24 protein-coding genes are annotated in these 24526 nt (G+C 67.9%); 9 read left to right on the top strand and 15 right to left on the bottom strand.

What is annotated here, in order from left to right; all coding sequences use genetic code 11:
- Position 1: 1 nt before the first annotated feature.
- Positions 2–634 (top strand): isochorismatase family protein, encoded by a 633-nt coding sequence (locus R4823_RS01235; RefSeq protein ID WP_087838824.1) that lies wholly within the window; start codon positions 2–4, stop codon positions 632–634.
- Here the strand turns inward: R4823_RS01235 and pyrE are convergent.
- The 6 genes from pyrE to R4823_RS01205 all read right to left on the bottom strand — a co-directional run bounded on the left by pyrE (position 619) and on the right by R4823_RS01205 (position 6929).
- Complete coding sequence (gene pyrE / locus R4823_RS01230) at positions 619–1290, bottom strand: orotate phosphoribosyltransferase (RefSeq protein WP_087839095.1); 672 nt, start codon at positions 1288–1290, stop codon at positions 619–621. The two genes, R4823_RS01235 and pyrE, sit on opposite strands and share 16 nt — an antisense overlap.
- Positions 1291–1440: 150 nt before the next feature.
- Positions 1441–2259, bottom strand: coding sequence for an SRPBCC family protein (locus tag R4823_RS01225; RefSeq protein WP_087838825.1), 819 nt, complete (start codon positions 2257–2259; stop codon positions 1441–1443).
- Complete coding sequence (locus R4823_RS01220; protein ID WP_087838826.1) at positions 2249–2725, bottom strand: (2Fe-2S)-binding protein; 477 nt, start codon at positions 2723–2725, stop codon at positions 2249–2251. Before R4823_RS01220 ends, R4823_RS01225 begins: the two co-directional genes overlap by 11 nt.
- 9 nt (positions 2726–2734) lie before the next feature.
- Complete coding sequence (locus tag R4823_RS01215; RefSeq protein WP_338617087.1) at positions 2735–3601, bottom strand: xanthine dehydrogenase family protein subunit M; 867 nt, start codon at positions 3599–3601, stop codon at positions 2735–2737.
- Positions 3594–5906, bottom strand: coding sequence for a xanthine dehydrogenase family protein molybdopterin-binding subunit (locus R4823_RS01210; protein ID WP_087838828.1), 2313 nt, complete (start codon positions 5904–5906; stop codon positions 3594–3596). The genes R4823_RS01215 and R4823_RS01210 overlap by 8 nt, the downstream gene beginning before the upstream one ends.
- 36 nt (positions 5907–5942) lie before the next feature.
- A complete protein-coding gene (locus tag R4823_RS01205) occupies positions 5943–6929 on the bottom strand; it encodes a tripartite tricarboxylate transporter substrate binding protein (protein ID WP_087838829.1) in 987 nt (328 codons plus the stop codon).
- 250 nt (positions 6930–7179) lie between these two features.
- Between R4823_RS01205 and R4823_RS01200 the strand changes: the two genes are divergently transcribed.
- On the top strand, positions 7180–7716 hold the full coding sequence (locus tag R4823_RS01200) for a MarR family winged helix-turn-helix transcriptional regulator (protein WP_087838830.1): 537 nt from the start codon (positions 7180–7182) through the stop codon (positions 7714–7716).
- A gap of 66 nt (positions 7717–7782) precedes the next feature.
- On the top strand, positions 7783–8580 hold the full coding sequence (locus R4823_RS01195; protein ID WP_087838831.1) for an exodeoxyribonuclease III: 798 nt from the start codon (positions 7783–7785) through the stop codon (positions 8578–8580).
- Between the two features lie 3 nt (positions 8581–8583).
- Here R4823_RS01195 and R4823_RS01190 read toward each other — a convergent pair whose 3' ends face one another.
- Positions 8584–9552, bottom strand: coding sequence for a tripartite tricarboxylate transporter substrate-binding protein (locus tag R4823_RS01190; protein ID WP_165963141.1), 969 nt, complete (start codon positions 9550–9552; stop codon positions 8584–8586).
- Positions 9553–9596: 44 nt separating this feature from the next.
- Complete coding sequence (locus R4823_RS01185) at positions 9597–11618, bottom strand: metallophosphoesterase (protein WP_338617083.1); 2022 nt, start codon at positions 11616–11618, stop codon at positions 9597–9599.
- 93 nt (positions 11619–11711) lie between these two features.
- On the opposite strand from R4823_RS01185, the gene R4823_RS01180 reads away from it, so the two are divergent.
- Positions 11712–12617 carry a LysR family transcriptional regulator gene (locus tag R4823_RS01180; protein ID WP_338617082.1) on the top strand — a complete coding sequence of 302 codons (906 nt, stop codon included), beginning with the start codon at positions 11712–11714 and terminating at the stop codon, positions 12615–12617.
- Positions 12618–12622: 5 nt separating this feature from the next.
- On the opposite strand, the gene R4823_RS01175 is transcribed toward R4823_RS01180, so the two are convergent.
- The 4 genes from R4823_RS01175 to R4823_RS01160 form a co-directional block, all read right to left on the bottom strand.
- On the bottom strand, positions 12623–13885 hold the full coding sequence (locus tag R4823_RS01175) for a hydantoinase/carbamoylase family amidase (protein ID WP_338619244.1): 1263 nt from the start codon (positions 13883–13885) through the stop codon (positions 12623–12625).
- 25 nt (positions 13886–13910) lie between these two features.
- Positions 13911–14846: a dihydroorotate dehydrogenase gene (locus tag R4823_RS01170; protein WP_132979713.1), complete on the bottom strand. Its 936-nt coding sequence runs from the start codon at positions 14844–14846 to the stop codon at positions 13911–13913.
- Entirely contained in the window at positions 14846–15613 is a 768-nt protein-coding gene (locus R4823_RS01165) for a dihydroorotate dehydrogenase electron transfer subunit (protein ID WP_207958626.1), read from the bottom strand. Before R4823_RS01165 ends, R4823_RS01170 begins: the two co-directional genes overlap by 1 nt.
- A 197-nt stretch (positions 15614–15810) precedes the next feature.
- Complete coding sequence (locus tag R4823_RS01160; RefSeq protein ID WP_087838838.1) at positions 15811–17061, bottom strand: MFS transporter; 1251 nt, start codon at positions 17059–17061, stop codon at positions 15811–15813.
- A gap of 357 nt (positions 17062–17418) precedes the next feature.
- Between R4823_RS01160 and R4823_RS01155 the strand changes: the two genes are divergently transcribed.
- Genes R4823_RS01155 through R4823_RS01140 form a run of 4 tightly spaced genes read left to right on the top strand, consistent with a single transcriptional unit; the run spans position 17419 to position 20621 of the window.
- Positions 17419–18300, top strand: a complete 882-nt coding sequence (locus tag R4823_RS01155; protein WP_087838839.1) for a helix-turn-helix transcriptional regulator — start codon at positions 17419–17421, stop codon at positions 18298–18300.
- 38 nt (positions 18301–18338) lie between these two features.
- Complete coding sequence (locus R4823_RS01150) at positions 18339–19013, top strand: orotate phosphoribosyltransferase (protein WP_087838840.1); 675 nt, start codon at positions 18339–18341, stop codon at positions 19011–19013.
- A 22-nt stretch (positions 19014–19035) separates the two neighbouring features.
- Entirely contained in the window at positions 19036–19365 is a 330-nt protein-coding gene (locus R4823_RS01145; RefSeq protein WP_087838841.1) for a hypothetical protein, read from the top strand.
- Positions 19362–20621: a muropeptide transporter gene (locus tag R4823_RS01140; protein WP_243724507.1), complete on the top strand. Its 1260-nt coding sequence runs from the start codon at positions 19362–19364 to the stop codon at positions 20619–20621. The genes R4823_RS01145 and R4823_RS01140 overlap by 4 nt, the downstream gene beginning before the upstream one ends.
- A 19-nt stretch (positions 20622–20640) precedes the next feature.
- Here R4823_RS01140 and R4823_RS01135 read toward each other — a convergent pair whose 3' ends face one another.
- Together R4823_RS01135 and R4823_RS01130 are read right to left on the bottom strand one after the other, a co-directional pair.
- On the bottom strand, positions 20641–21369 hold the full coding sequence (locus R4823_RS01135) for a DUF2076 domain-containing protein (protein WP_338617081.1): 729 nt from the start codon (positions 21367–21369) through the stop codon (positions 20641–20643).
- A gap of 75 nt (positions 21370–21444) precedes the next feature.
- Entirely contained in the window at positions 21445–21885 is a 441-nt protein-coding gene (locus R4823_RS01130) for a multidrug/biocide efflux PACE transporter (protein WP_087838842.1), read from the bottom strand.
- A 99-nt stretch (positions 21886–21984) separates the two neighbouring features.
- Between R4823_RS01130 and R4823_RS01125 the strand changes: the two genes are divergently transcribed.
- A complete protein-coding gene (locus R4823_RS01125) occupies positions 21985–22845 on the top strand; it encodes a LysR family transcriptional regulator (protein ID WP_087838843.1) in 861 nt (286 codons plus the stop codon).
- Here the strand turns inward: R4823_RS01125 and R4823_RS01120 are convergent.
- The gene (locus R4823_RS01120) at positions 22835–24523 is read right to left on the bottom strand and encodes a SulP family inorganic anion transporter (RefSeq protein ID WP_132979711.1); all 1689 of its coding nucleotides are present in this window, start codon (positions 24521–24523) and stop codon (positions 22835–22837) included. The genes R4823_RS01125 and R4823_RS01120 overlap by 11 nt on opposite strands.
- Positions 24524–24526 lie beyond the last annotated feature (3 nt).

The following is a 24526-nucleotide window of genomic DNA, read 5'->3' as shown; positions in this document are numbered from 1 at the left end:
CATGGACGACATCTACACCCGGCAGGGTTTCGGCGCGACCCTCGACGTCCAGCCCCCCATCGGGCTGCTGGTGGTCGACTTCGTCAACGCCTTCGCCGATCCAGCCCTGTTCGGCAGCCTCGCTATCCAACAGGCGATAGCACGCGCTGTCCTGCTGCTACGCGAAGCTCGAATCAGGCGGTGGCCGGTCGCCTACAGCCGCGTCGTGTACGCGAACGACGGCGCGGATGCCAACCTGTTCAGCCAGAAGGTTCCGGGGCTGCTGCGGCTGACCGAACACGCGCCCGAAAGCGCCGTGGTCGACGCACTGGCCCCCATCGCGGGAGAACTGGTGCTGCGCAAGACGACGCCATCCGCTTTCCACTCCACGAACCTGGCGCCCTGGCTGGCGCAGCGTGGCGTCCGGACGTTGCTCGTGACCGGAGCGACGACAAGCGGCTGCGTCCGCGCCAGCGCCCTCGACGCCATGTGCGCGGGTTTCGTCCCGGTTGTCGTTTCGGATTGTGTCGGAGACCGCGCCTGGGGGCCTCATCAGGCAAGCCTGTTCGACCTGCGGCAGAAATACGCCGAAGTCATGTCTCTAGCCGAGCTGATGACCGCGCCAGCGGTGGATCAGGTTCAGATCACCCCGTAGCGCGCTCGGTACGCCAGCACCGCCTCGCGGTGCTGTTCGAATTCCCCGCCCCCGCCGCCCTGCTGGATCATGTCCAGGATGTCGTCCAGCGAGGCGATGCTGACCACCGGGCAGCCGTTGGTGCGCACCACGTCCTGCACCGCCGAGTGCTCGGACAGGGCGTCGTCGGGACCGACCCGCTCCATGCGGTCCAGCGCGATCAGCACGGCGGCCGGCTTGGCCTTGGCGGCCTGGATCAGGCGCACCGATTCGCGCACCGAGGTGCCGGCCGAGATCACGTCGTCGATGATGACCACGCGGCCTTCCAGCGGCGCACCCACCAGCGAGCCGCCTTCGCCGTGGTCCTTGGCTTCCTTGCGGTTGAACGCGAAGGGCACGTCGCGGCCGCGGGCGGCCAGCGCGACCGCGGTGGCGGTGACCAGCGGGATGCCCTTGTAGGCCGGGCCGTACAGCATGTCGAACTCGACGTCCGAGGCCAGCAGCGCCTGGGCGTAGAACTCGGCCAGCCGTCCCACGGCCGCGCCGCTGTTGAACAGCCCGGCGTTGAAGAAGTAGGGACTCAGCCGGCCCGCCTTGGTGGTGAACGCGCCGAATCGCAGCACGCCCAGCTCGGTGGCGAAGCGGACGAAATCGGTACGGAAACGGCTCTCGTCGATCGAGGGCTCGGTGTCGGCGGGACGGGGGGCGGTAGCGGTCTGGGGCACGGCGGTCACGGTACGAAGTCACAACGGCACGGGGGAAGGCCTTCCCCCGGCGGCGCGATGGGCCAGCGTGATTGTAAAACGGCTCGGGGCCCCCGGGCGAATCTACTTCAAAACGTCCCGCAGCCAGGCGGCGCACTTGCCCGCCTCCTCCACCGGCCAGTCCACGGTCAGGGCGGTATCGCCACGGCGCAGCTCGATGTGGATACTGCGCCCGGAGCCGCCGCGGCCCCCCAGCAGGCGCGACCACCAGCCGCCATCGGAGACCGAGGCGCGGCTGGCTTCCTGGCCGTTGACCCGTGCGGCCGGGGCGGCAAAGGCCGGCTCCGGGGCGGCCACGGGGGCGGCCGGACTGGCCGCGGCGGCCGCACGGACGGGGGCGCGGGCGGGCGCCGCCTGCGCGGCCGCCTCAGCCGGGCCTCCCGGCGCCTGGGGCTCCTTGCGCGTAATGGTTACCTGGTCCGCGCCGGAAATCTCGCCGCCGGCCAGGCGGGCCGCCAGGTTCTGGCTGAATTCTTCCCACATCCGGTCGGCCTTGGTCTTCATGACGCTCAGGCCGAAGGTGCCCAGCCGGCCCACGACGTCGACCGTGACCTTGGTGCGCAGCTCGGTCTGTCCGTCGGGCAGCGCCGTCAGGAAGATCTCGCTCTGCTGTTTCAGCGAACTGGCCACCGAGGAGTCCTCGCCGGTGCCTTCGGCGCGCAGGTATTCGGGGGCGCGCTGCTCGACGATGCGCGTCCTGAGCTTGAACTTGGCGCTGATGAAGCTGATCTTGACGTGGATGACGGCGTTGTACTCGACGTCGCTGACCACCTCGATGGACTTCATCCCGGGCACGCAGCTGGCCATCACCGTGGGATCCAGGAGCATGTCCCAGACCTTGGCGGCCGGGGCCGCCACCGTTAAGACTTTTTCAATTTCCACGCATTTTCTCCGAAGCGTCGAGGATGGACTCGACGATCTGGGCATAGCCCGTGCAGCGGCACAGGTTGCCGTTCAGTCCTTCGCGGACCTCGTCGGCCGTGGGCCGGGGGTTGCGCTCGAGCAGATGGCAGGCCGTCATCAGCATGCCCGGCGTGCAGTAGCCGCATTGCAGGCCGCCGCATTCCATGAAGCTCTGCTGCAGGGGATGCAGTTCGCCGCCCTTGGCCAGGCCCTCCACCGTCGTGATGCTGCGCCCGTTGGCCTGGACCGCCAGCGACAGGCAGGACTTGACCACCTCGCCGTCCACCAGCACCGAGCAGGCGCCGCAGATGCCGGTCTCGCAGCCGCGCTTGGTGCCGGTCAGGTTCAGGTCGTCCCGCAGGAAATCCGACAGCATGCGGCGCGCGGGGACTTCGGCACTGTGCTTTTCACCGTTGACGGTGACTTCGATCAGGTGCTTGCTCATGATTCTTCCTCAGTCCGTGGCCAGCCCATACAGCGCGGCGATGGTGCGCCTGGCGACCACCCGCACCATGTCGCGGCGGAATTCGTCCGAACCCCGCGCGTCGGAAACGGGCTGGATGTCGGCCGCGACGATGTCCGCGGCTTCGGCGGCCACTTCGGACGTGATGGTCTTGCCGGCCAGGAAATGCTCGGCGCGCGGCACGCGGCAGGGGATGGGCGTGGACGCGCCCACCGTCAGGACGGCCTCGCGGCAGGTGCCGCCGCTGCGGCGCGTGGCCAGCGACAGGCCGATCAGCGGCCGGTGCTCGGCGGCGGTGCGCAGGAAGCGGGTGTACCGGCCGGAGAAGTCGGCCGGCGGCGCCGGCACGCGGATCTCGACCACGATCTCGTCGGGTTCGATGGCGGTCACGTAGTAGTCCACCAGGAATTCCTCGATGGACAGCTCCCGCTGGCCGCGCGCGCTGCCCAGGACAACGCGCGCACCCAGCGACATCAGGCAGGTGGGCGGATCGGTGGACGGATCGGCATAGCAGAGGTTGCCGCCCAGCGTGCCCTGGTTGCGCACCTGGGGATTGGCGACCTGGGCCGCCATGGCCGCCAGCATGGGATAGTGCTGCTTCACGACGGCCGAATCGGCCACGTCCGTGTGGCGCACCAGCGCGCCTATGCGCAGGCCATCCACGGGATCGAAGCGGATCCCGCGCAAGGCCTCGATGCGCGCGACCGAGACGATGTGCGAGGGCACCAGCATGCGCTGGCGCATGGCCAGCATCAGCGCCGTGCCCCCGGCCATGACCCGGCAGTCCTCGCCCAGGTCCGCCAGCATGCGGCTGGCCTCGGCCACCGATGCCGGCTCGAGGAAATCGAAATCACGCATGGCGGGAGCCTCCTTGTTCCTGTTCGCGCGCCTGGCGCAGGGCGCGCAGGCCCGCCAGCACCTTCTCGGGCGTGATCGGCAGGTCCGTGATGCGCACGCCGATGGCGTCGTAGACCGCGTTGGCGATGGCCGGCGCGCCCGGCAGGATGGCCGTCTCGCTCGCGCCCTTGGCCCCGTAGGGTCCGTTGGGATCGTTGGACTCCACGATGCCCGAGCGCAGCAGCGGGATGGAATCGGCGGTGGGCATGTTGTAGTCGGCGAAATTGCCGTTGGCCAGCCGGCCGTTCTCCAGCTGCAATTGCTCGTACAGCGCCCAGCCCATGGCCTGCGCCGCCGCGCCGTTGCTCTGGCCGTGGACGGCCAGCGGGTTGAAGGCCTTGCCGCAGTCGTCCGACACATAGGAATCCAGCACCGTGACCCGGCCGGTCTCGGTGTCGACCTCAACCTCGACGGCCTGCGCCGCGTACGAATGCGCCGGCGCGATGTTGCCGTGGACGTCGCCGTGCATGACGGTCTTGGCATCCCAGGTGGCGCTGACCTGCAGGCCTTCGCCGTCGTGGCGCCAGATGTGCAGCCTGGCGATTTCGGCGATGGAGGCGCGCTTGCCGGGCGCGTTCCGGGAAAGGATGAAGCCGTCCGCGATCTCCAGGTCGTCGGCCGGGACCTCCAGCTTCGTGGCGGCAAGCCCGATCAGCGCCTCGCGTGCCTTGCGTGCGGCCAGAATGGCCGCATTGCCCGCCGCGATCGTCACGCGCGAGGCCAGCGAGCCGATGGCGTACGGCGAAATGTCGGTATCCGGCGCGACCACGTGCACGTGGTCCAGGGGGATGTTCAACTCATGGGCGACGACCTGGCTCAGCATGGTCATGGCGCCCTGCCCCATGTCGCATTCGCCGCTGTGGATCACCGCGCGGCCGTCCTCGTTGATCTTGACGATCACCGTCGAGCCGTCCCAGTTGCCGATGGTGCGGTTTCCGCTGACGTGCATCGCGGCGGCCATGCCGACGCCGCGAGGCCTGGAGCCCCTGGCCTGATTACCCTTGCCGGCGCGCTTGGCCTTCCACTGGATGGCGTCGATGCACTGGTCTATGCATTCTCGCAAACCAGTGCTGCCTATCTTCCAGCCATGTATCGAGGTGTCCCCCGCCTCGTGCGCGTTGAGCTTGTGGATCTCCACCGGATCCAGTCCCAGTTGCTCAGCCATCATATGGATGTGGCTGTTGAGCGCGAACTGCATCTGCGCGCCGCCGAAGCCTCGGAACGCGCCATGCGGCGGGTTGTTGGTATAGACCAGCGTCGCATGCGATCGCACGTTCTCCAGGCGATGCATATTGTCGCTTCGCATGGCCGTCACGTGCATCACCTCGGCCGACAGGCCGCTGTATGCGCCGCATTCGGCAACGATGCGCACGTCCTTGGCGACGATGCGGCCGTCCCTGGCCATGCCCAGCTTCAACGTGATGCGCTCGGGCACGCTGGAACAGCAGGCCAGGAAGTCCTCCAGGCGGTTATTCACCACCCGCACGGGCCGGCCGGTCTTGACCGCCAGCAGGCCGGCGATCAGATTGTTGGCATCCTCAACCATCTTCCCGCCGAAGCCGCCCCCGGTCGTGGCCTGCATGACACGGATGTCCGAGACGGGCATCTCGAGCGCCGCCGCCAGGCGCATCCGCGCCTGGAATATGGATTGCGTGGAGGTCCATACCTGGAGGCGTCCATCCGGATCGATGGTCGCCACCGTCGCCATGGGTTCGAGATACCCGGGGTACTGGGCATGGCAGTCGTATGTCGCCTCGTAGACGAGATCCGCCTTGGCGAACCCCGCATCCACGTCGCCAAGATGAAACTTGATCTCGTGCGAAACATTGTTGCGGCCGGGATGCACGCCGGGCGCTTCTTCATCCAACGCCTCCTCGGGCGTCAGGATGGCCGGCAGTTCCTCGTACTCGACCAAGATCAGGTCAAGGGCATCGCGCGCGATCTCCTCGGTCGTGGCCGCGACCGCGGCCACTTCTTCCCCGGCGAAGCGCACGACGCCCTCGGCCAGGATGCGCCGCTCCTTGTGATGCACCCCCCACATGGCGCGCGGCGCATCCGCGCCCGTCAGCACCGCCTTGACGCCCGGCAGCGCAAGCGCCGCCGAAGTGTCGATGCGAACGATGCGCGCATGCGGATAGGGACTGCGCAGCACCTTGCCATGCAGCATCCCGGCGACCTTCACATCGCCGGCATATTGCGCGCGCCCCAACACCTTGGAACGCGCATTGACCTGGGGAATGGCCTTGCCCAGCGTGGATGCGTTCATCCTGAACTCCTGTTGCTCGGTCCCTGCATGGCGGGCTTACTGCGCCTTGATGCCCAGGGACTTGATGATGCCGCCCACCACTTCATACTCGCGTGCATTGGTGCGGCCGAGTTCGGCGGGTTCGCCGCCGTGCGGAAATGCGCCGTAGGTGGCCAGCTTCTGGATCACGTCCTGCTGCTTCAGGATCTCGTTCAGGTGGCCGTTCAGCAGCTTGACGGCATCGGCGGGCGTGCCCTTGGGCGCGAAGAAACCGTTCCACGATCCCACCACGATGTCCTTGTAGCCGGACTCGACCAGGGTCGGGATATTGGGCGCGAGCGGCGACCGCTTGGCATCGCCGATGGCCAGCGGCACCAGGCGGCCGGTGGCGAAGTACTGCGAGACCGGGCCCAGCGTGACCCAGGCGGTATCGACATGGCCGGCGACGACGTCGGTCACCGACGGTCCCACGCCGCGGTACGGCACGTGCTGGATGGATACCTTGGCCTCGCGGTTGAGCCATTCGGCGATCACGTGCATGGGCGAGCCCGCGCCCGGGGTGGCGTAGGACACCGTCTTGCCGGATTTCGCGGCATCGATCATGTCCTTCACCGTCTTGAAGCCGGTCTTGGGATTGGCCACCAGCACCAGCGGCTGCACGGCGGTCTGGTTGATGGGCTCGAAGCCGTTCAGCACGTCGTAGCTCTGGGCGGGCGACAGGCCCAGCACCATGGGCGCGGTGGTGAACGGATTGGGCGTGAACAGCAGCGTGTAGCCGTCGGGCGCGGCACGTCCGACATAGCCGTTGCCCACCGTGCCGCCGGCGCCGCCCTTGTTCTCGACGATGACCGACTGCTTCAGGCGCTCGCCCAGCTTTTCGGCGAACAGGCGCGCGATGGCGTCGGTGTCGCCGCCCGGCGGATACGACACGATGACGGTGATCGGCTTGGCGGGATAGCCGGCCGCCTGGGCGACGCCCAGGCCGGCACAGCAGGTGGTGATCGCCATGGCGGCGGCAAGCATCTGGCGGCGATAGAGATTCATCACTGGCTCCGAAAGGGACGATCGGGTACGGATAGATACAAACACCGATTCACTAGTGAAACATCTGTTCACCCAGGAAACGTGATCATCCACTTTTCTTGTTGATGCATCAACACTAAGATTGTACCGATTGACAAGCCGGAACAAAATTCCCTTGGATTTCGAAATATTCATTCAGACATAACGTCCAGGGCACTATGAAATAATCCTCCGTCCCACGCCGGCCCCCCTCTCGCCAACCAGCTCATCCATGCCCCCGAAAAAAAAGTCCCCCCCGCGTACCCCGTCCACCGGCGGCGACCCCTGGACGGACATCGACGAACAGGGCACCGGCCTGTCCGTGGACGACTTCATCACCACGCTGGTGGTCCGCACCGGCAACTCGCTGCGCCGGGTCGTGACCCTGCCCTATTCCGACCAGTTCGGATTGACCATGGCCGAATGGCGCATGCTGTCGGTGGTGGCCGAGGCGCAATGCCTGCCCTTCTCGGAACTGGTCACACGGTCGGAAACCGACAAATCGCTGGTCAGCCGCGCCATGCGCCTGCTGGAGACGCGCGGCCTCGTCATCCTCGAACCGGTGGCCGGCTCGCCGCGCCGGGGGCTGACCTGCCGGCTTTCGGCCGATGGCCAGGCGCTGTACAACCGCGCCATGCCGGTCGCCCAGCGCGCCCAGGCCGCCATGATCCGCGTGCTCGACAACGAAGAACGGCAGGTGCTGTACCGGACGCTGCACAAGCTGCGGCGCGCCTGCCATGACGAGGAAGGCCCGCCCGACCAGGACTGACCCCGGCGGCGCCCGGACACACCGCGTAGAATTCGGCCGGTCATCCGTTTTTTCCAGGAGCCGGTCTTGCTGCGCATCGTTTCCATCAACCTCAACGGTATCCGTTCGGCTTCCCGCAAGGGCTTCTTCCCCTGGCTCGGCGCAACCGGCGCCGACGTCGTCTGCCTGCAGGAACTGAAGGCCCAGGACGCCGACCTGACCGACGACATGCGCCACCCGCCGGGCTACGAAGGGCATTTCTTCCCGGCCCAGAAAAAGGGCTACAGCGGCGTGGGCGCCTACGTGAAACGCGCCTGCGAATCGGTCATCAGCGGCTTCGACAAGGAAGAATTCGACGCCGAAGGCCGCATCCTGCGCATCGACTGGCCCGGCCTGTCCGTGGTCAGCGCCTACCTGCCCTCGGGCAGCAGCGGCGACGAGCGCCAGCAGGCCAAATACCGCTTCCTGGACCGCTTCGCGCCCTGGCTCTCGGGCCTGATGGCCGAACACCGCGACACCGGCCGCGAGTTCGTCATCTGCGGCGACTGGAACATCGCGCACCAGGAAATCGACCTGAAGAACTGGAAAAGCAACCAGAAGAACAGCGGTTTCCTGCCCGAGGAACGCGCCTGGCTGACCAAGGTGTTCGACGAGATCGGCTGGGTGGACGTGTACCGCCGGCTGCATCCGGAGACCACCGGCGAGGCCTATACCTGGTGGAGCAACCGGGGCCAGGCCTGGGCCAAGAACGTGGGGTGGCGCATCGACTACCAGATCGCCACGCCGGGCATCGCCGGCACGGCGAAGGCGGCGGCCATCTACAAGGAAGAGCGGTTCTCCGACCACGCGCCGCTGACGGTCGACTACGACTGGAAGCTGGCCTGAGCCTCAGTCTATGGTCGCCCCGGACAACTTGACCGCCTCGGCCCACATCGCCCGCTCCTGCTTGACCTTGGCGGCGAAGGCCTGGGGGCCCAGGAACTCGGGCTCGACGCCCAGTTGCCGCAGCTTGCCGGCAACCTCGGGCCGCGCCAGGGCCTTCTCGGCCTCCGCCGCCAGGCGCTCGGCGATGCCCGCGGGTACGCCGGCGGGCAGGTAGAAGCCCAGGTAGGACGACGGCAGGGCGACGTTCACGCCGGCTTCCGCGAAGGTAGGTACATCGGGCAGGGCCGCCAGCCGTTTCGAGGCCGTCACCGCCACGGGGACGACGCGCTCGCCCTGTACGAAAGGCAGCGTGGGGCCCGCGGCGTCTATGCCCAGTTTCAGCTGGTCGCCCGCGACCGCGGATATCGCCGCCGGGCTGCCCTTGAACGGCACGTGCTGCACGGCCAGGTTCTGGCGCGCCCTGAGCAGCTCCATCGTGAGGTGGACGGTCGTGCCGCTGCCGGGCGATGCGTAGGCGTACTTGCCGGGATGGCGCTTGAGTTCTTCCAGCACGCCGGGCAGCGTCCTGGCCGGGAAGGAAGGGTGGACATAGATCAGGTTGGCGGCGTTGCCGAACTGGGCCAGCGGCGCCAGGTCCTTGTCCACGCTGTAGTCGAGCTTCGTATACATGACGGGGCTGACGGCGGTGTTCACCGCCGCGCCCAGCAGCAGGGTGTAGCCGTCGGCCGGCGCGCGGGCGACCTGCTGCGTGCCGATGTTGCCCGAGGCGCCGGGCTTGTTCTCGACCACGACGGGCTGGCCCAGCGAGGCAGCCATGCCTTCCAGCACCAGCCGCGCGGCCACGTCGATGGCACCGCCCGCGGGAAAGGGGACCACGGCCTTCAGGGGCCGCGCGGGATAGGACTGGGCCGCCGCCGGCTGAAGGGCAGACAGCAGGGCGATGGCGGTCAGACAGGACAATCGGAACATCATGGCATTCTCCCTCGTGAATCGAGACATTCTGGGTGGCGATGCGTTCAGGGCGCCGGGTGCAGGACCCACAAGGCCGGCTCGCCGGCCTCGCAACGGATGGGACGGCCGGTGTCCCCTTCCACCGCGGTCTGAGCGCCGGTGCCAAGGTCCACGCGATAGCCCCGGTAGTGGTCCGGCAGGCTCGGCATCGGTCCCTGCCAGGCCCGGTCGGACGTTTCCGGCAGGGGCAGCAGCAATACCGCGTCGCCCGCGCGGGCCTCGCCCAGCAGGCCATCGGCGGTCTCGTGCCAGTCCAGCACCCGCAGCGGCGGCAGCTCCGACAAGGCGCCGTTCAGGTTGCGCAGCGTCCGGCCGGGCAGGCGCGGATTGCCCCGGCGGTCGATCAGTCCGGCCCTTGGAAAGTAGCCGCGGTCCACGTCACCCAGGGTGTCCAGAAAAACGCGATGGTCGCGGTGGAAGTGGCTGCATAGCGCCGTCTCCAGCACGCGGCAGGTATTGCGCCATTCGTCGTACTGCGCTTGCGCGGGGCTGTCGTCGGCCAGCCGCACGTGCACCTGGGCGCGCAGGCCGCTGCCCTCGGCCGCGGCGGCCGCGCGCGCGATGCCCTCGCGCGCGCAGGTATCGCGGGCGATGCGAAAGACCAGGCCGTCCACCTGCGCGGTGGCGGGCAGGTCGTCGTCGACCGTGAAGCCATGGTCCACCAGCAGCTTGATCTGCTTGCCGTCGCGCGACTCGCCCGAAGCGTTCCAGAAGCGCGACAGGACGAGCGGCACGCCCGCGCGCTCCCGTGCCGCCGCAAGCCGCGCCTCCAGGTCGGGCGCGGGCGGCCATCTCAGGACCAGCTCCAGCCCGTCCAACAGGTGGCGATGCCGGCTCACGACGTCCAGCGCGGCCTCGTCCGGCCAGCCGAAATGGAACACCGCGAAGCGGCAGCCCTGCTCGGCCACCGCTTCCACGCGTGCGCGCGAGCCCGCGTCGAGCAAATCGTCCAGCGGCACGCGCAGCCGGCGCACGCCCATCTCCCACAGCGCCAGGATGGGGTAGTCGTTGCGCGCCCGCTTGCGCCGGAACTCGTCCAGCATGCTGCTGTACGGAATGTCGTACAGCACGGTCCAGCCATGGCGCAGTTCCACGCCCGGCGCGGGCAGTTCGCCGGCCGAGGGAGGCAGGCGCGGCCAGTCGCGCTGCGCGGCCGACCGATCCGATCCGCCGCCGAAGCTGCGGAGAAACTGCGTCACGATCCGCTCTTCATGGACGTCGACCACCATGACCCCCAGCTTGGCGACGTCGTTACGGCCGTTCTCGTTCTCGGGCGGCTGGCCCACGTGCAGCGTTTCCGAATAATCGGCGCGCACGAAGGCGGTGGACGGCATCAGGTAGAAATTCGTGTCCGCGTGGCGGTTCAGGAAGAAGTTGTGGACGTGGCCCGTGAACGCCGCCGCCACCTTGTGGCGCTCGACGACGTCCAGCAGCCAGCTTCGTCCCGGTTCGTCGATGTTGTCGTAATGCCCATTCTCGTCGCGGGTGGCGACGAAGGGCGGATAGTGCATGAACAGAAAGATGCGCTGCCCCGCGTGCGCCGCCAGGTCTGCCTCCAGCCACGCCGCCTGCTCGCGCTCCTGCGGCAGCCCCGAGTTGATGAGCGAGGTGTTGATGACGGCGAAGTGGCAGCCCTGCCGGTCGAAGCCGTAGAAATGTTCCCCGAAATGCCGGCTGTACAGCTCCACGTACTCGGGACGGATGGCGCCCGCCGGCACGTAGTCGGCCTGCTTGTCGCCCACGTCGTGGTTGCCGGGCACCAGATGGACCGGACAGGCCAGCGCCGCCATGGTGGCGCGGAACTGCCGCACGGCCTGCGGATAGGAGACGGCCTCGGGCACCGGATGGATCATGTCCCCCACGTGCACGACGAAGGCCGGCGCCAGCGCGTTGAGCATGGCCACGGTATGCCGCAGCCGCTCATTGGTCAGCCGATGCGACTCGAACGGCGAGATGTTGTCCTGTTCCGAAGGATTGACGTGGCTGTCGGCGATGACGGCGAAGCGAAAGAGAGGGGAAGAAGCCATGTTGCGGGTCGGCCATGAAAGCGAAAGGCCAGTATCCAGCAAGCTTTGGAATTAATAAAATTCATTTTTCTCATCCATGGATTCATGAAAATCATGGTCACGCTCCGTCAGCTCCACGCGCTCGCGACCCTGGCCAACACCGGCAGCTTCACCGCGACGGCCGATGCGCTGGCGCTGACGCAGTCCGCCGTCAGCGTGACGATCAAGGAACTCGAACAACAGGTGGGCGTGGAGCTGGTGGAGCGGGGGCGCACGGTACGCCTAACGGCGGCGGGCAAGACCTTGTGCGAAACCGCCAACCGCGTGCTGGCCGACATTCATCGCACGGTGGCCGGGCTGCGCAGCGTTGGGGAACTGCAAGGTGGCCGCATCCGCGTCGCGGTGGGGCCGCTGACCGCGGCCACTTTCTTCCCGCGCGCGCTGGCACTGTTCCGCGCGCGGCATCCGCTGGTGGCGGTCGACGTGCTGGACGTGCCGGTGGAACAGGCCTCGCAACGGCTGGCGGCCGACGAAGTGGACGTCGCCATCGGCTCGCCCGGCGCCAGCCCGGCCCTGGCCACCGTGCTGCGCACCGAACCGCTGGTGCGCGACCGCATGCACGCGGTGTATGCGCGCGGCAAGGCGCCGCCAGCCCCGGCGGGCGGACGCAGGATGAAATGGCAGGCCTTGCAGCACGCCGAGGTAATCCTGACGGACCGGGTCAGCGGCCAATGGCGCGAGGTCTTTCTACAGTTGTCGCGGGCCGGCGTGGCGCTGAACGGGGTGCAGGAAGTCAGGCTGTATTCGACGGCGCTGGAAATGGTCCGGTGCGGCCTGGGCATGACGCTGCTGCCCGCGTTCGCCGCCCGTCACCTGGACGCGGCGCACTACGACGTGCGCGGCATCGAGCATGGCGACACGCGCTGGGAGGTGCACTGGATGATGCGCGCCGCGGCGGCGACGACGGCGGCCTCGGAGGCCCTGCGGGAGGCCGTCATCGAAGCCCTGGGTTCGCGCTAGGGGACTCAGGTCACTTTGGGCAGCGACCGGTACAGCACGTCCACGCCCGCCATGAAGTCGTCGATCTCCATGGCCTCGGCCGGGTTGTGCGAGCCGTTCTCGTTGCGGATGAAGATCATGCCCGAGGGTATGCCGGCGTTGGCGAACAGGGCCGCGTCGTGTCCCGCGCCGCTGGGTATCTTCTCGGCCGGCAAGTCCAGTTCGGCCGAGGTATCCAGCAGCAGCTGCACCAGTTGCGCATCCATGGTCGCCGGGGCCGACTCGATGCGGCGGTCGAACTCGAAGCGCACGCCGCGCTGGCGCGCTACCTCGTCGCATTCGGCGCGCATCACGCGGTAGAACTCCTCCAGCGTCTCGGTGCTTTCGCTGCGCACCTCGAAGCTGAAGTCGACCCGGCCGGGAATGCGCGACACGGCGTGCTCGGCGGGGTCGGTGCCCATCACGCCCGAGGTCACGACCAGGTCGTTGCCGCGTTCGAGCAGCACGCGCCAGTGCTCGTCCAGCCGCATCAGCAGATCGGACACCGCGAACACCGCGTCGTTGCGCAGCCAGCGCGGCACGGCGCCGGAGTGCCCCGGCTCGCCTATGCATCGCACCAGGTTGTGGCGGATGTTGCCGCGTATGCCCGAGACGATGGCCGTGGGCCATTTGCGGGCCACCATCAGCGGCCCCTGCTCGATGTGCAGTTCCAGATAGGCGCGCACGCCCGACACCCAGGGCACCGGCTTGCCGGCGGCGATGCTGTCCACGTCGGCGCCAACGCTGGCCATGGCCTCGGCCAGCGTGCGGCCGCTGCGCTTGTTGCGCAGCGCCAGGTCGTCCGCCTTGAGCTTGCCCAGGATGGCGCCGGACCCCATGTAGGCCTTGCCGAACCACGCGCTTTCCTCGCCCCGCATGCCGGCGACCCACAAGGGATGCGCGAGCCGCACGCCCTCGTCCTTGAGCCGCTTCAGGCACAGCAGGCCGGCGATGACGCCGGCCAGGCCGTCATAGTTGCCGCCCTGGGGCACCGAATCCACGTGCGACCCGCACACGATGGGCGCCTGGTCGCCCGCCTGCGCCAGCGAGAACACCACGTTGGCTGCGGGATCGGTCCGCGCGGCGATGCCATGCCTGCCCGCCCACTCGACCAGCGCGTCCAGCGCGGCCGTCTCGGTGGGGCCGTAGCTCTCGCGCGAGACGCCGACGCCATCGAAGCTGAGCAGGCGGATCCGCTCGAACAGATCGATCGCGTCCTGCCGCCCGGGAACGGCCTTGGCACCGGCCATCGTGGTTGCTGCTGTCATGTCGCCCTCAAGCCATCGCCTCGAAAGGCACGAAGCCGGTGTCCTCCACCGCCCCCACCAGTCCTTGCAGGCTGGGCAGGCCCTTGCGCCGGCAGTACTGCACCAGGCCGTCGATCACGTCGATCATGGCCGTGGGATGGATGAAGGTGGCGGTTCCCACCTGCACGGCCTTCGCGCCGGCCAGCATGTATTCGATCGCGTCCTCGGCCGTGGAGATGCCGCCGCAGCCGATGATGGGAATCGAGACCGCGCGGTGGCACTGGTACACCATGCGGACGACGATGGGCTTGATCGCCGGACCCGACATGCCGCCCATGACGTTGCCCAGCTTGGGCCGGCGCGTGTCGATGTCGATCGCCATGCCCAGGATGGTATTGGCCGCCACGATGGCGTCGGCGCCCTCTTCCTGCGCCGCCCGGGCCACGTTGGCGATCTCGCCGGTATTGGGGGTGAGCTTGACCCACAGCGGCAGCGAGGTCGAGGCGCGCAGGGCCTTCACCACCGCGGCGGTGGAGCGGGCATGCATCGCGAAAGCCTTGCCGTCCTCTTCGATGTTGGGACACGAGATGTTGGCCTCGATGGCGGCCACGCCCTCGACCTGCGACAGTTCGGCCGCCAGCCGCGCGAAGCCGTCGTTCGACGGCGCCGAGATGCTGACCACCAGCGGCGGCGAGAACTTCCGGTAGAACGGGATGCTTTCGCGGATGAAATAGTCGGAACCCTTGCTGGGGATGCCGATGGCATTGAGCATGCCGCTGTGCACCTCCGCCACGCGCGGGACCGGATTGCCGGTACGCTTCTCGTGCGTGATGGTCTTGGTGACGAACGCGCCCAGGCGGTTGAAATCGATGGTGTTGGCCAGGCCATCGGCGAACGTGCCCGAGGCCGGCATCACGGGATTGGAGAGGCGCAGTCCGCCTACATCCACGGACAGGTCTATCATCACGCCACCTCCGCCAGGGGAAACACGGGACCGTCCCAGCAGACGCGCTTGCTGACCAGCTTGTCGCCTTCGCGGAAGGCGCGCACGCAGCAATAGCACATGCCGATGCCGCAGGCCATCTGCTGCTCCATCGCCACTTCGCCCGGCACGGACAACTCGGCGCCCAGGCGCTGCATCAGCAGGGTCAGGCGCGACGAACCACAGGTATAGAACGCATCGGCGCGGCCGGCGGCATGCAGCTCGCGCAGCAGGCGCTCGACGTTCTCGACCGAGCTGGTGCCGGCTTCGTCGGTGACTTCGACGATGGTCGCCCCGATGGCCGCGAAGCGGTCCTGCGACATCAGGCTGGCCGCATCGCGCGCACTGAGGATGGCCGTCACGCCCACGCCCGCGACAGCCGCCAGCTCGGCCAGGGGCGCCAGTGTCGCGAGCCCGACGCCGCGGCCCAGCACGACGATGCTGCGGGCGCCCTCGGGCAGCGTGAACCCCACGCCCAGCGGCCCCAGCATCGGCAGCTTGTCGCCCGCCTCGAGCGTGGCCAGCCCGCGCGTGCCCGCGCCGGTGACCTTGTACAGGAACTCCACCCGCCCCGTGGCCGGATCGGCCCGGTAGGTGCTCATGGGCCGGCGAAAGAACGGCGAATCCTGCTCGGTGGAAGGACACAGCAGATGAAAGAACTGCCCCGCCTTCGCCCCGGCCGCCGGCAACCCGGCATCCAGCACCAGGTGTTTGTAGTCCCGGTTGATCCATGCATTGCTGATCACCACGCCCTGCGTATCCGGCGCGGCAGGTCCGGCGCAACACCCGACATGCGATTCGGACGACAAAACTTCCATTCTGATTCCTCTGCGCTGCAAACTCCCCAGCGCTCGATAACTACCAACCTTGGGCACCGCGGATCCGGCTCCGCCGGTCCGCCAGTGCCGCCCCCTGGGGGGCGCGCGTAAGCGCGTAGGGGGGGGCTTTACTCCAGTGCAGCGCCCTTGCGTTCCGGGATCAGGAACAGCGTGGCGATGATGTCCAGCACATAGATCGACGCCAACAGCGCGATCGCATGGCTGAACGAGTACTTCGCGGCCACCGCGCCCACGGCCAGCGGCCCGAAGCCGCCCACCGCACGGCCGATGTTGAACAGCACGTTCTGTGCCGTCGCCCGCGCCTGCGTCGGATACAGCTCCGAGATCAGGGCGCCGTAGCCACCCAGCATGCCATTGACGAACATGCCCATGATGGCGCCGCCGATTAGCAGGGCATACTGCGACTCGAGCTGCGAATAGGCCAGTACCGACAAGACCGCGCCCACCTGGTAGAGCAGGAAGATGGGGCGGCGGCCGATGCGGTCGGCAAGCTGGCCGAACAGCCAGATGCCGAAGGCCATGCCGATGATGGTGATGGCCGTCCAGCCCGCCGACTTGGTCAGCGAGTAGCCGAACTGCTTGCTGAGGTACGACGGCATCCAGATCATCACGCCGTAGTACCCGAAGTTCTGCACCGAGGTCAGGATGACCACGCCCAGGCTGGCCCGCGTGGTCTTGGCATCCGCCACGAGCAGCTTGAACGAGTTCTCCTTCGGCGCCGTGGATTTCTGGCTCTCGATGAAGATCTTCGGTTCGCCGATGAAGTGGCGGATGACGAAGGCCACGACCGCCGGCAGCACGCCGATGGCGAACATGCCGCGCCAGCCGACGAGGGGCAGCAGGATGGGCGTGACCAGCGCCGCGGCCAGCACGCCCGCCTGCCAGCCCAGGCCGACGTAGGAGCTCATGCGGGCGCGCTGCTCGGGACGGCAGGCCTCGGCGGCCAGCGCCATGCCGATGCCGAATTCACCGCCCAGGCCCAGGCCGGCGATGGTGCGGTACGCCAGCAGGTCCCAGTAGCCCTGGGCCAGCGCGCACAGGCCGGTGAAGACCGCGAACAGCAGGATGGTCCAGTTCAGCACGCGCACGCGGCCGTACTTGTCGCTGAGCCAGCCGAACACGATGCCGCCGACCACGGCACCCACCAGCGTCCAGGTCACCAGGGACCCCGCCTGGGTGCTGGTCAGCCCCAGGTCGGACGAGATCGCCGCCAGGATGAAGCCCAGGATGAGAAGGTCGAATCCGTCGAGGGCATAGCCCACCGTCGACGCGATGACGGCCTTGCGGGCGTAGTCTTCGCCCTCGTTCGCCTTGCCTGCGGGGATATCCCCGGGGCTCGCGGCGTATTTGTCTGCCATTTCCTATCTCCGAAAGGAAGAGGTATCAATCGATCAAAAAGTGCTGCCAGGCGGCGACGCTGCCTCCCGCCGACGCCGCCCCCTGGAGGAGACGGCCCGTGTCGGACATGCTTGTGGCATGGAGCAGGCAAAAACCATTTACGCCGAAAGTCTTTTTTTTTAGACTAAGACACTTTTTCTTACCTTTCAAGCGAAATTTCACTAAGCTGATAAGGTAAATCCCGATGTTGCCCGGCGCGCACGATATTAGTGCAAACCCGCACTGATACTGGGCATCGGAGGGTGTACCGCTCGATTTCGGGGCGGAGCTCAAGCGTGGTTCGACATTCAGGATTCTCATTTTTTAGACTTGCTTCGATGAACACTACTTCCAGAACGCGCGCCGTCGATTTCCACGCCATCGGGGAAAGGCTGCGCGCCTACCGGATAGGCGCCTCCCTGCGGGCCGAGGACATCGCGGCCCAGCTGGGGGTGTCGCGGGCGGCGGTGTACCGCATGGAGAAGGGCGAGATCGTCAAGATCGAGACGCTGGAGCGGCTGGCCCACATCCTGGACACGTCGCTGGCGTCGCTGCTGGGCGTGGGGGCGGAGTACTACACCTCCCCGGTGGCGTACATCGAACGCATGCGCCAGCTCGAGACCGACGCCACGCGCATCATGGCCCATTTCGAGCCCATCTCCTTCCTGCTGACCTCCGACGAATACGGCGGCTACCTGGAACAGATGCTGCACGAGGCCCATCCCGGCATCGAATCCGAGCGCATGCAGGCCCTGATGAAGATCCTGGGCGAGCGCAAACGGGCCTACGCCCGGCGCCGCCCCCCCATCATCAGCCTGATCGGGCTGCGCGAGATCGAACGCTTCGTCCACTTCGGGCTGGTGGGGCGCATCGACCTTCCGCCCTCGGTGCGCATGGAGCGCTCGCTGGCGGCGCGGCGCGAGGTCGAGCGGATCATCGGCCTCCTGCGCGCCCATCCCATGGACATGCAGATCGGCATCGTCGACGACAGCATGCCCAACGCCACCTTCCAGGTGTTCGAGAGGCCCAGCGCCTCGTTCGTGGCGGTCAGCCCGTTCCGCTTCGGCGAACTGCCCAACGTCGCGACCGGCATCGCGCAGGTCACCTCCGCGCCCGAGGCCGTCGAGCTTTATACGAAAATGGTGGAAAACCTCTGGGAGAGGGCCTACAAAGGGCAACAGGCGGCGGAACTTCTCAGTAGCATGTTGAAGGTGGTCTGACGCCGGGTCGTTTGCTCCCCCCTAAATGGAACAGTGAAATGGAAGAAACCTCTATCGGCTCGACGGTGGCGCAGTTGCTGCTGGAATCGGGGGCGGTGCACGTCAGCTCGGGCAAGCCGTTCATCCTGCGCTCGGGCTGGGCCAGTCCGGTGTACGTGGACGTGCGGCGGCTGATCTCGTCGGTGGCCGGACGCAAGGTGCTGGTGGACGCGGCGCAGGCGGTGGTACGGCACCGCATTGGCGTGCAGGACATCGATGCCATCGCCGGCGCCGAAACGGCCGGCGTGCCGTATGCCGCATGGCTGGCCGACCGGCTGTCGCTGCCGCTGCTGATCGTGCGCAAGAAGCCGCTGGGCTTCGGCCGCAACGCGCAGATCGAGGGCATGGCGCAGGCCGGCGCGCGGGTACTGCTGGTGGATGACCTGACCACCGACGGCCAGAGCAAGCGCAACTTCTGCAAGGCGGTGCGCGATTCGGGCCTGGAGCTGGCCCACGTCCTGAGCATCTTCTATTACGATACGTTTGTCGAAAGCCGGCGTACCATGGAAGAAATCGGTGTCACGATGCATGCGCTGGCCACCTGGCAGGACATCATCGCGCAGGCCAGGACGGGCACGGTCCTGACCGCCGCCGACATCGAAAAAGTAGAAGGATTCCTGCTCCATACTTCCGAATGGTCCAAGGCCCACGGCGGCATCTCCCGCCTTCCGTGACTTTTATCGCTAACCTCGTGTTATGAACTTCACCGATCTGATCCAACGTTTCGCCGCCCAGGCCCCCGGTACCGACAGTTTCCTCAAGGTCAAGGAAGGTTCGCTGGCGCTGGTCTCCAGCGATTCCGAACACGCCGCCGCCTACTTCCTGATCTACGGTTTCGCCCGCTCCTACGTGCTGCTGTATGAAGACCAGGGCATCGCGCCCGCCTTCGCCGAAACCGCGAAGACCCAGCTCCTTTCCTACATGAACCGGCTCGACGAAGCGTTCAGGTCCGGCACGGCGCAGGATCTCGTCGCCGCCCTGAACTGGATCGTTCTGGACTACGGCCGCAGCGGAAAGATATTTTGAGCGCCCGCCCGGAGGCGCCCGCGGCCGCCTCGTCGCTGTACACGAACCGGCGCGTCGCGCCGCTGCTGGCCCTGGGGTTCGCCAGCGGCCTGCCCCTGGCCCTGACCAGCGGCACGCTGCAAGCCTGGGCCACCGTGGATGGCGTGTCGCTGCAGGCCATCGGCTTCCTGACCCTGGTCGGCTCGGCCTACACGCTGAAATTCCTGTGGGCGCCGCTGATGGACCGCTATACGCCGCCGCTGCTGGGCCGCCGGCGCGGCTGGATGGTGGTCACGCAATTGCTGCTGGCGCTCGCCATCATGGCCATGGGCCTGCTCTCGCCCAGCGAAGCCCTGCTGCCGCTGGCGCTGATCGCCGTGTTCGTCGCCTTCTGCTCGTCCTCGCAGGACATCGCCTTCGACGCCTACCGGACCGACGTGCTGCGCAAGGAAGAACGCGGCGCCGGCGCCGCGGTGTCGGTGCTGGGCTACCGGCTGGCCATGCTGGTGTCGGGCGGCCTCGCCCTCGTCATCGCCGACAGCTGGCTGGGCTGGGGCAACATGTACGTGCTGATGGGCGGCTTGATGGGGCTGGCCGTCCTGGCCACGCTGTGGGCACCCGAACCCGAAACGCCCGCGGCCGCGCCCCGCACGCTGGCCGAGGCCGTGACCGGGCCGCTGGTCGAATTCTTCCGCCGCCCCGGCGCCATCGTGCTGCTGGTGCTGATCGTGCTCTACAAGCTGGGCGATGCCTTCGCCGGCAGCCTGTCCACCGCCTTCCTGATCCGCGGCGCGGGCTTCTCCGCCACCGAGGTCGGCACCATCAACAAGGTGCTCGGCCTGGGCGCCACCATCATCGGCGCGCTGGCGGGCGGTTCGCTGCTGGCGAAGCTGGGATTGTTCCGGTCGCTGATGCTGTTTGGCCTGCTGCAGGCCGTCTCCAACCTGGGATTCTGGCTGCTCGCCGTCAGCCCCAAGAGCATCCTGCTGATGGCCGCCGCCGTCGGCATCGAAAACCTGTGCGGCGGCATGGGCACGGCGGCCTTCGTGGCCCTGCTCATGGGCCTGTGCGACCACCGCTTCTCGGCCACCCAGTTCGCGCTGCTGTCCGCCCTGTCGGCCGTGGGGCGCACCTACCTGGCCGGGCCGCTGGCCCCGCCCATGGTGGAAAACTACGGCTGGGCCACCTTCTTCCTGGTCACCGTGGCCATCGCCCTGCCCGGCATGGCCCTGCTGTGGTGGCGGCGGGCCGACGTGCGCGCGCTGGACCAGGCCTGAGGCGCCCTGGCGGGCGGCGTCAGACGAAGTCGTCGTCCGAGAACGTATCGTCCGAGAACGTATCGTCGGTGAAGGAATCGTCGGCCGACGTGTCATAGGCCTGCGCGCCGCCGTCCGTATCCGGGCGGTCGTCGTTCCCGCTGCCGTAGTAGTTGTTGGTGACGTTCTGCGTGATCGTCTCCGAAGCCGGGGCGTTGCCGGCCAGATGCGCCGCCTGGCCCGCGCCGCCGCCCAACAAGTGCTCGATGCCATTGAACAGGAACATCCCGCCCGCCACGCCGGCCGCCGTGGCCGCGGCATTGCCCAGGAAGCTGCCCATGGCACCGCCAGCGGCCGGTGCGCCGGCATAGGGAGCCGCGGGCGCCGCGGGCCGGTATTCGGGGCGCTGGCCGATATCGCTGCCGATCATGGAACCGCCGGCGGGTGCCGGGCGCGCCGGCGCCTTGCCCCATCCATCGCCGCCCAGCAGCCCGCCCAGAAAACTGCGCGCGGGCCGGGCTTCCTGCTGCTGCCGCGAGGCGGCCTGGAGTTCACCCACCTGCTGCTCCAGGGCGGCGATGCGCGCCTGCGCGCCCTCCAGCGCATGTTCCAGCAACAGCGCACGCTGGATGCTCAGGTAGAGCGCATCCGGCTGGCCGGCGGCGCGGTGCCGGATCAAGGCATCGGCCTCGGGGTCCTTGTCCATGCCCCGGACGCCAGCCAGGCGGTCCAGGAAATTGTCGAGCAGGGCGCGTTCTTGCGGAGTCATGAGCGGTTCTCCCGGTATGCCGGCCGAAGGCCGGCGCATTGCTGCGGAGGATGACAGCCGGGGCTTAATCCTGGCTTAAGCGCCGGGACACGTTTCCCCTGCCCAATACACACGCAGCCGGTCATACGCCAGGTTATACACGTAGGTATACGGCAGGAAGAACAGCAGCAACCCGATATCCAGCACCAGTGCTTCCCACAGCGAGATGCTCAGCCACCACGCCGCCAGCGGGACCACGATCAGGATCAGGCCGGACTCGAACCCCACCGCGTGGACCATCCGCACCCGGGTGTCGCGTACCCAGCCCAGGCGGCGCTCCACGCGCTCGAACCCGGCGTTGTAGACCATGTTCCACAGCATGGCGATGAGCGAGATCACCGCCGTCAGCGCGCCCATGTGCAGCAGCGGCTTGCCCATGATCCAGGCCAGCGCGGGCGCGCACAGCGCCACCGCGATGATCTCGAAGCACAGGGCGTGCGCCAGGCGTTCACGGAGCGATTTCTTGTTCTGCAACACGTTTCAACCTCGTTCCGTTGATGTCGTATCGGCATTTTCTGCCATACTTCCGTTAAATAAAAAGTAATTACCATCGGTTTTTCCGATAGGAAGCCAGCCATGGCCTATTCCCTGGAAGCGCTGGCGGCCTTCACCCAGGCAGCCGCGCTGGGTTCGTTCTCGGCCGCCGCGCGCAAGCTGGGCAAGCGGCAATCGAGCATCAGCGAAAGCATCGCCAACCTGGAAATCGACCTGGGCGTGCAGTTGTTCGACCGCTCCACCCGCCAGCCCACGCTGACACCGGCGGGCCGGGCGCTGCTGGTGGAGGCGGCCCAGGTCCTGGCCAGCGCCGAGCAACTGGGCCGCGCCGCCGGCCGTTATGCCCAGGGGCACGAGTCGCGGCTGACCCTGGCGCTGTCCGATACCTACCAGTCCGAGCGCTTCGAAGCCATCTTGGCCGCGCTCGATCGCACGTATCCCGACATCGAGTTCGAATGCATGATGTCCGAGGACTGGGACACGGTGGCCACCGTGCAGCGCGGCCGCGCCAACCTGGGGCTGGTGCGCGCGCAGGAGCAATATCCGCCCGACGTGGAGCACCGCACGCTACCCGACCTGTCGGAGATGGTGGTGGTCACCGGCAAGGACCATCCGCTGGCCAGGCTGGGCGCGGTCACCGAGGCCGACCTGCGCGCGGCTCGGGAGCTGCGCATCGCGCCCTACGAGGACGACGGCCGCCGCATCGCGCGAGGCCGCACCTGGTCGGCCCCCTATTACCTGATGCTGCTGGAGATGGCGGTGATGAACTTCGGCTGGGCCAGGATGCCGCGCTGGCTGGTGACCCATTTCGCCGCCGGCAGGCTGGTGGAATTGCAGGTGCCCGGCCAGGAACGCCTGCTGCCCGTGGACGTGGTCTGGTCCAACCAGCGGCCGCTGGGCCCCGTCGGTGCCTGGATGCTGGAGGAACTGCTCAAGGCCTGACCGGATGCGCGGTCAATTCGGCGATGGCCTCGCGCTCGGTGCGGAACACGTGATGGGGCGGCAGCATGGCCGTGACGCCGGAGGTGTCGAACACGTCTTCCACCTGCTTCTTCACGCCCGCCAGGTACAGGTCCACGCCCTGGTCGCGCAGCGTACCGATCAGGTAGATGAGCGTGTCGACCCCGGTCACGTCGATGCTGTTGATCGGCCCCGCGTAGATCAGCACCCGTTTGATGCCGGGATCGGCCCGGCAGCGCTCGATCACGAAATGCTCCAGCGGGTTGGCCGTGACGAAGCTCAGCCCCGCGTCCATGCGCACCGCCAGCAGGTCCGGCGCCAGCGGCGGCAGGCCGAAGCGCTGGCGGTCCCGCAGGGTACCGTCGGCATGGACCGCGACCTCGACGATGCGGGGGTGCGAGCGCTGGTACAGGAAGTAGCCCAGGGACAGGATGAAGCCCGCCAGGATGCCCCATTGCAACTGCGGCGCGGCGATCAGGGTGGCCACGGCCGTGGACGCGGCGATGACGGCCTCGGCGCGCGACGTGGCCCATAGCCGGACAAAGAAGCGCGGGGTGATCAGGTTGGAGACCGGCACGATGATGACGGCCGCCAGGAAGGCCCGCGGCAGGTGGGCGATGGCCGGGGTCAGGAACAGCAGGCTCGCCAGCACGCAGACGAAGGCGAACAGCGCGGACCAGCCCGAGCGCGCGCCCACGAACAGGTTCAGCGCCGAGCGCGAGAACGAGGCGCTGACCGGAAAGGCGCCGCTCAGGCCGCTGGCGATCTTGGCCAGCCCCTGGCCGATGAACTCCTGGTCCTCGTCCCAGCGCCGGCGCGTGCTGCGCGAGATGGTCTTGGCACTGGAGAGCGCTTCGACGAAGCTGACCAGCGCGATCACCGCCGCCGCAGGCAGCAGGCTGCGGTAGTCCTCCCAGTCCAGCAGCTTGGGCACGGTGAACTGCGGCAGGCCCGCCGGCAGCGTCCCGACCACGGCGCCGCCCCGCGCGCCGTAGCCGATGGCCCAACTGGCCAGGCCCGTCACCAGCGCGGCAGCCAGCACGATGGGCAGGCGCTTGCTGTGCTTCTTCAGCGCGGACAGGAAGACCAGCGTACCCACGCCAAAGGCGAACGCGGTCCAGTCCACGCTGCCCAGCAGGCCGCGCGGATCGGCCGCGGCCAGCGCGCCCCGCGCCTGGCTCCAGTCCAGCCCCAGCATGGCGGGCAGTTGCGACAGCATGATCAGCAGCGCGGCGGCCTGGGTGAACGCGCCCACGACGGACCCCGGCAGGAAATTCACCACCATGCCCAGCCGGGTCGCGCCGATCAGCATCTGTATCGCGCCGGCCATCAGCGCCAGCCAGATGGCCAGCTCGACCCAGCGCGCCGACTCGGCCGCGGCCATGCCCGACAGCGATCCCGCCACCAGCATGCTGGTCAGCGCGACGGGTCCCGCGCCCAGCAATTGGCACGATCCCCACAGTACGCTGATCACCGGCGGGATCAGCGCCGCGTACAGGCCGGTGATGGGCGGCATGCCGGCCAGCATGGCGTAGGCCACGGCCTGCGGCACCAGGATCAGGCCGAGCGTGAAACCGGCCCGAGCATCGGCGGCCAGGTCGGCGGCGTTGGGCCGAGGCCAGTTCAGGAAGGGAAGATAGCGGGCGAGCAGAGCGGACATGGA

Source organism: Pigmentiphaga sp. CHJ604, assembly GCF_036972535.1.
Lineage (GTDB): Bacteria > Pseudomonadota > Gammaproteobacteria > Burkholderiales > Burkholderiaceae_B > Pigmentiphaga > Pigmentiphaga daeguensis.
The sequence above is the reverse complement of the archived record's forward strand: the minus strand, read 5'-3'. Positions and strand labels throughout refer to the sequence as shown.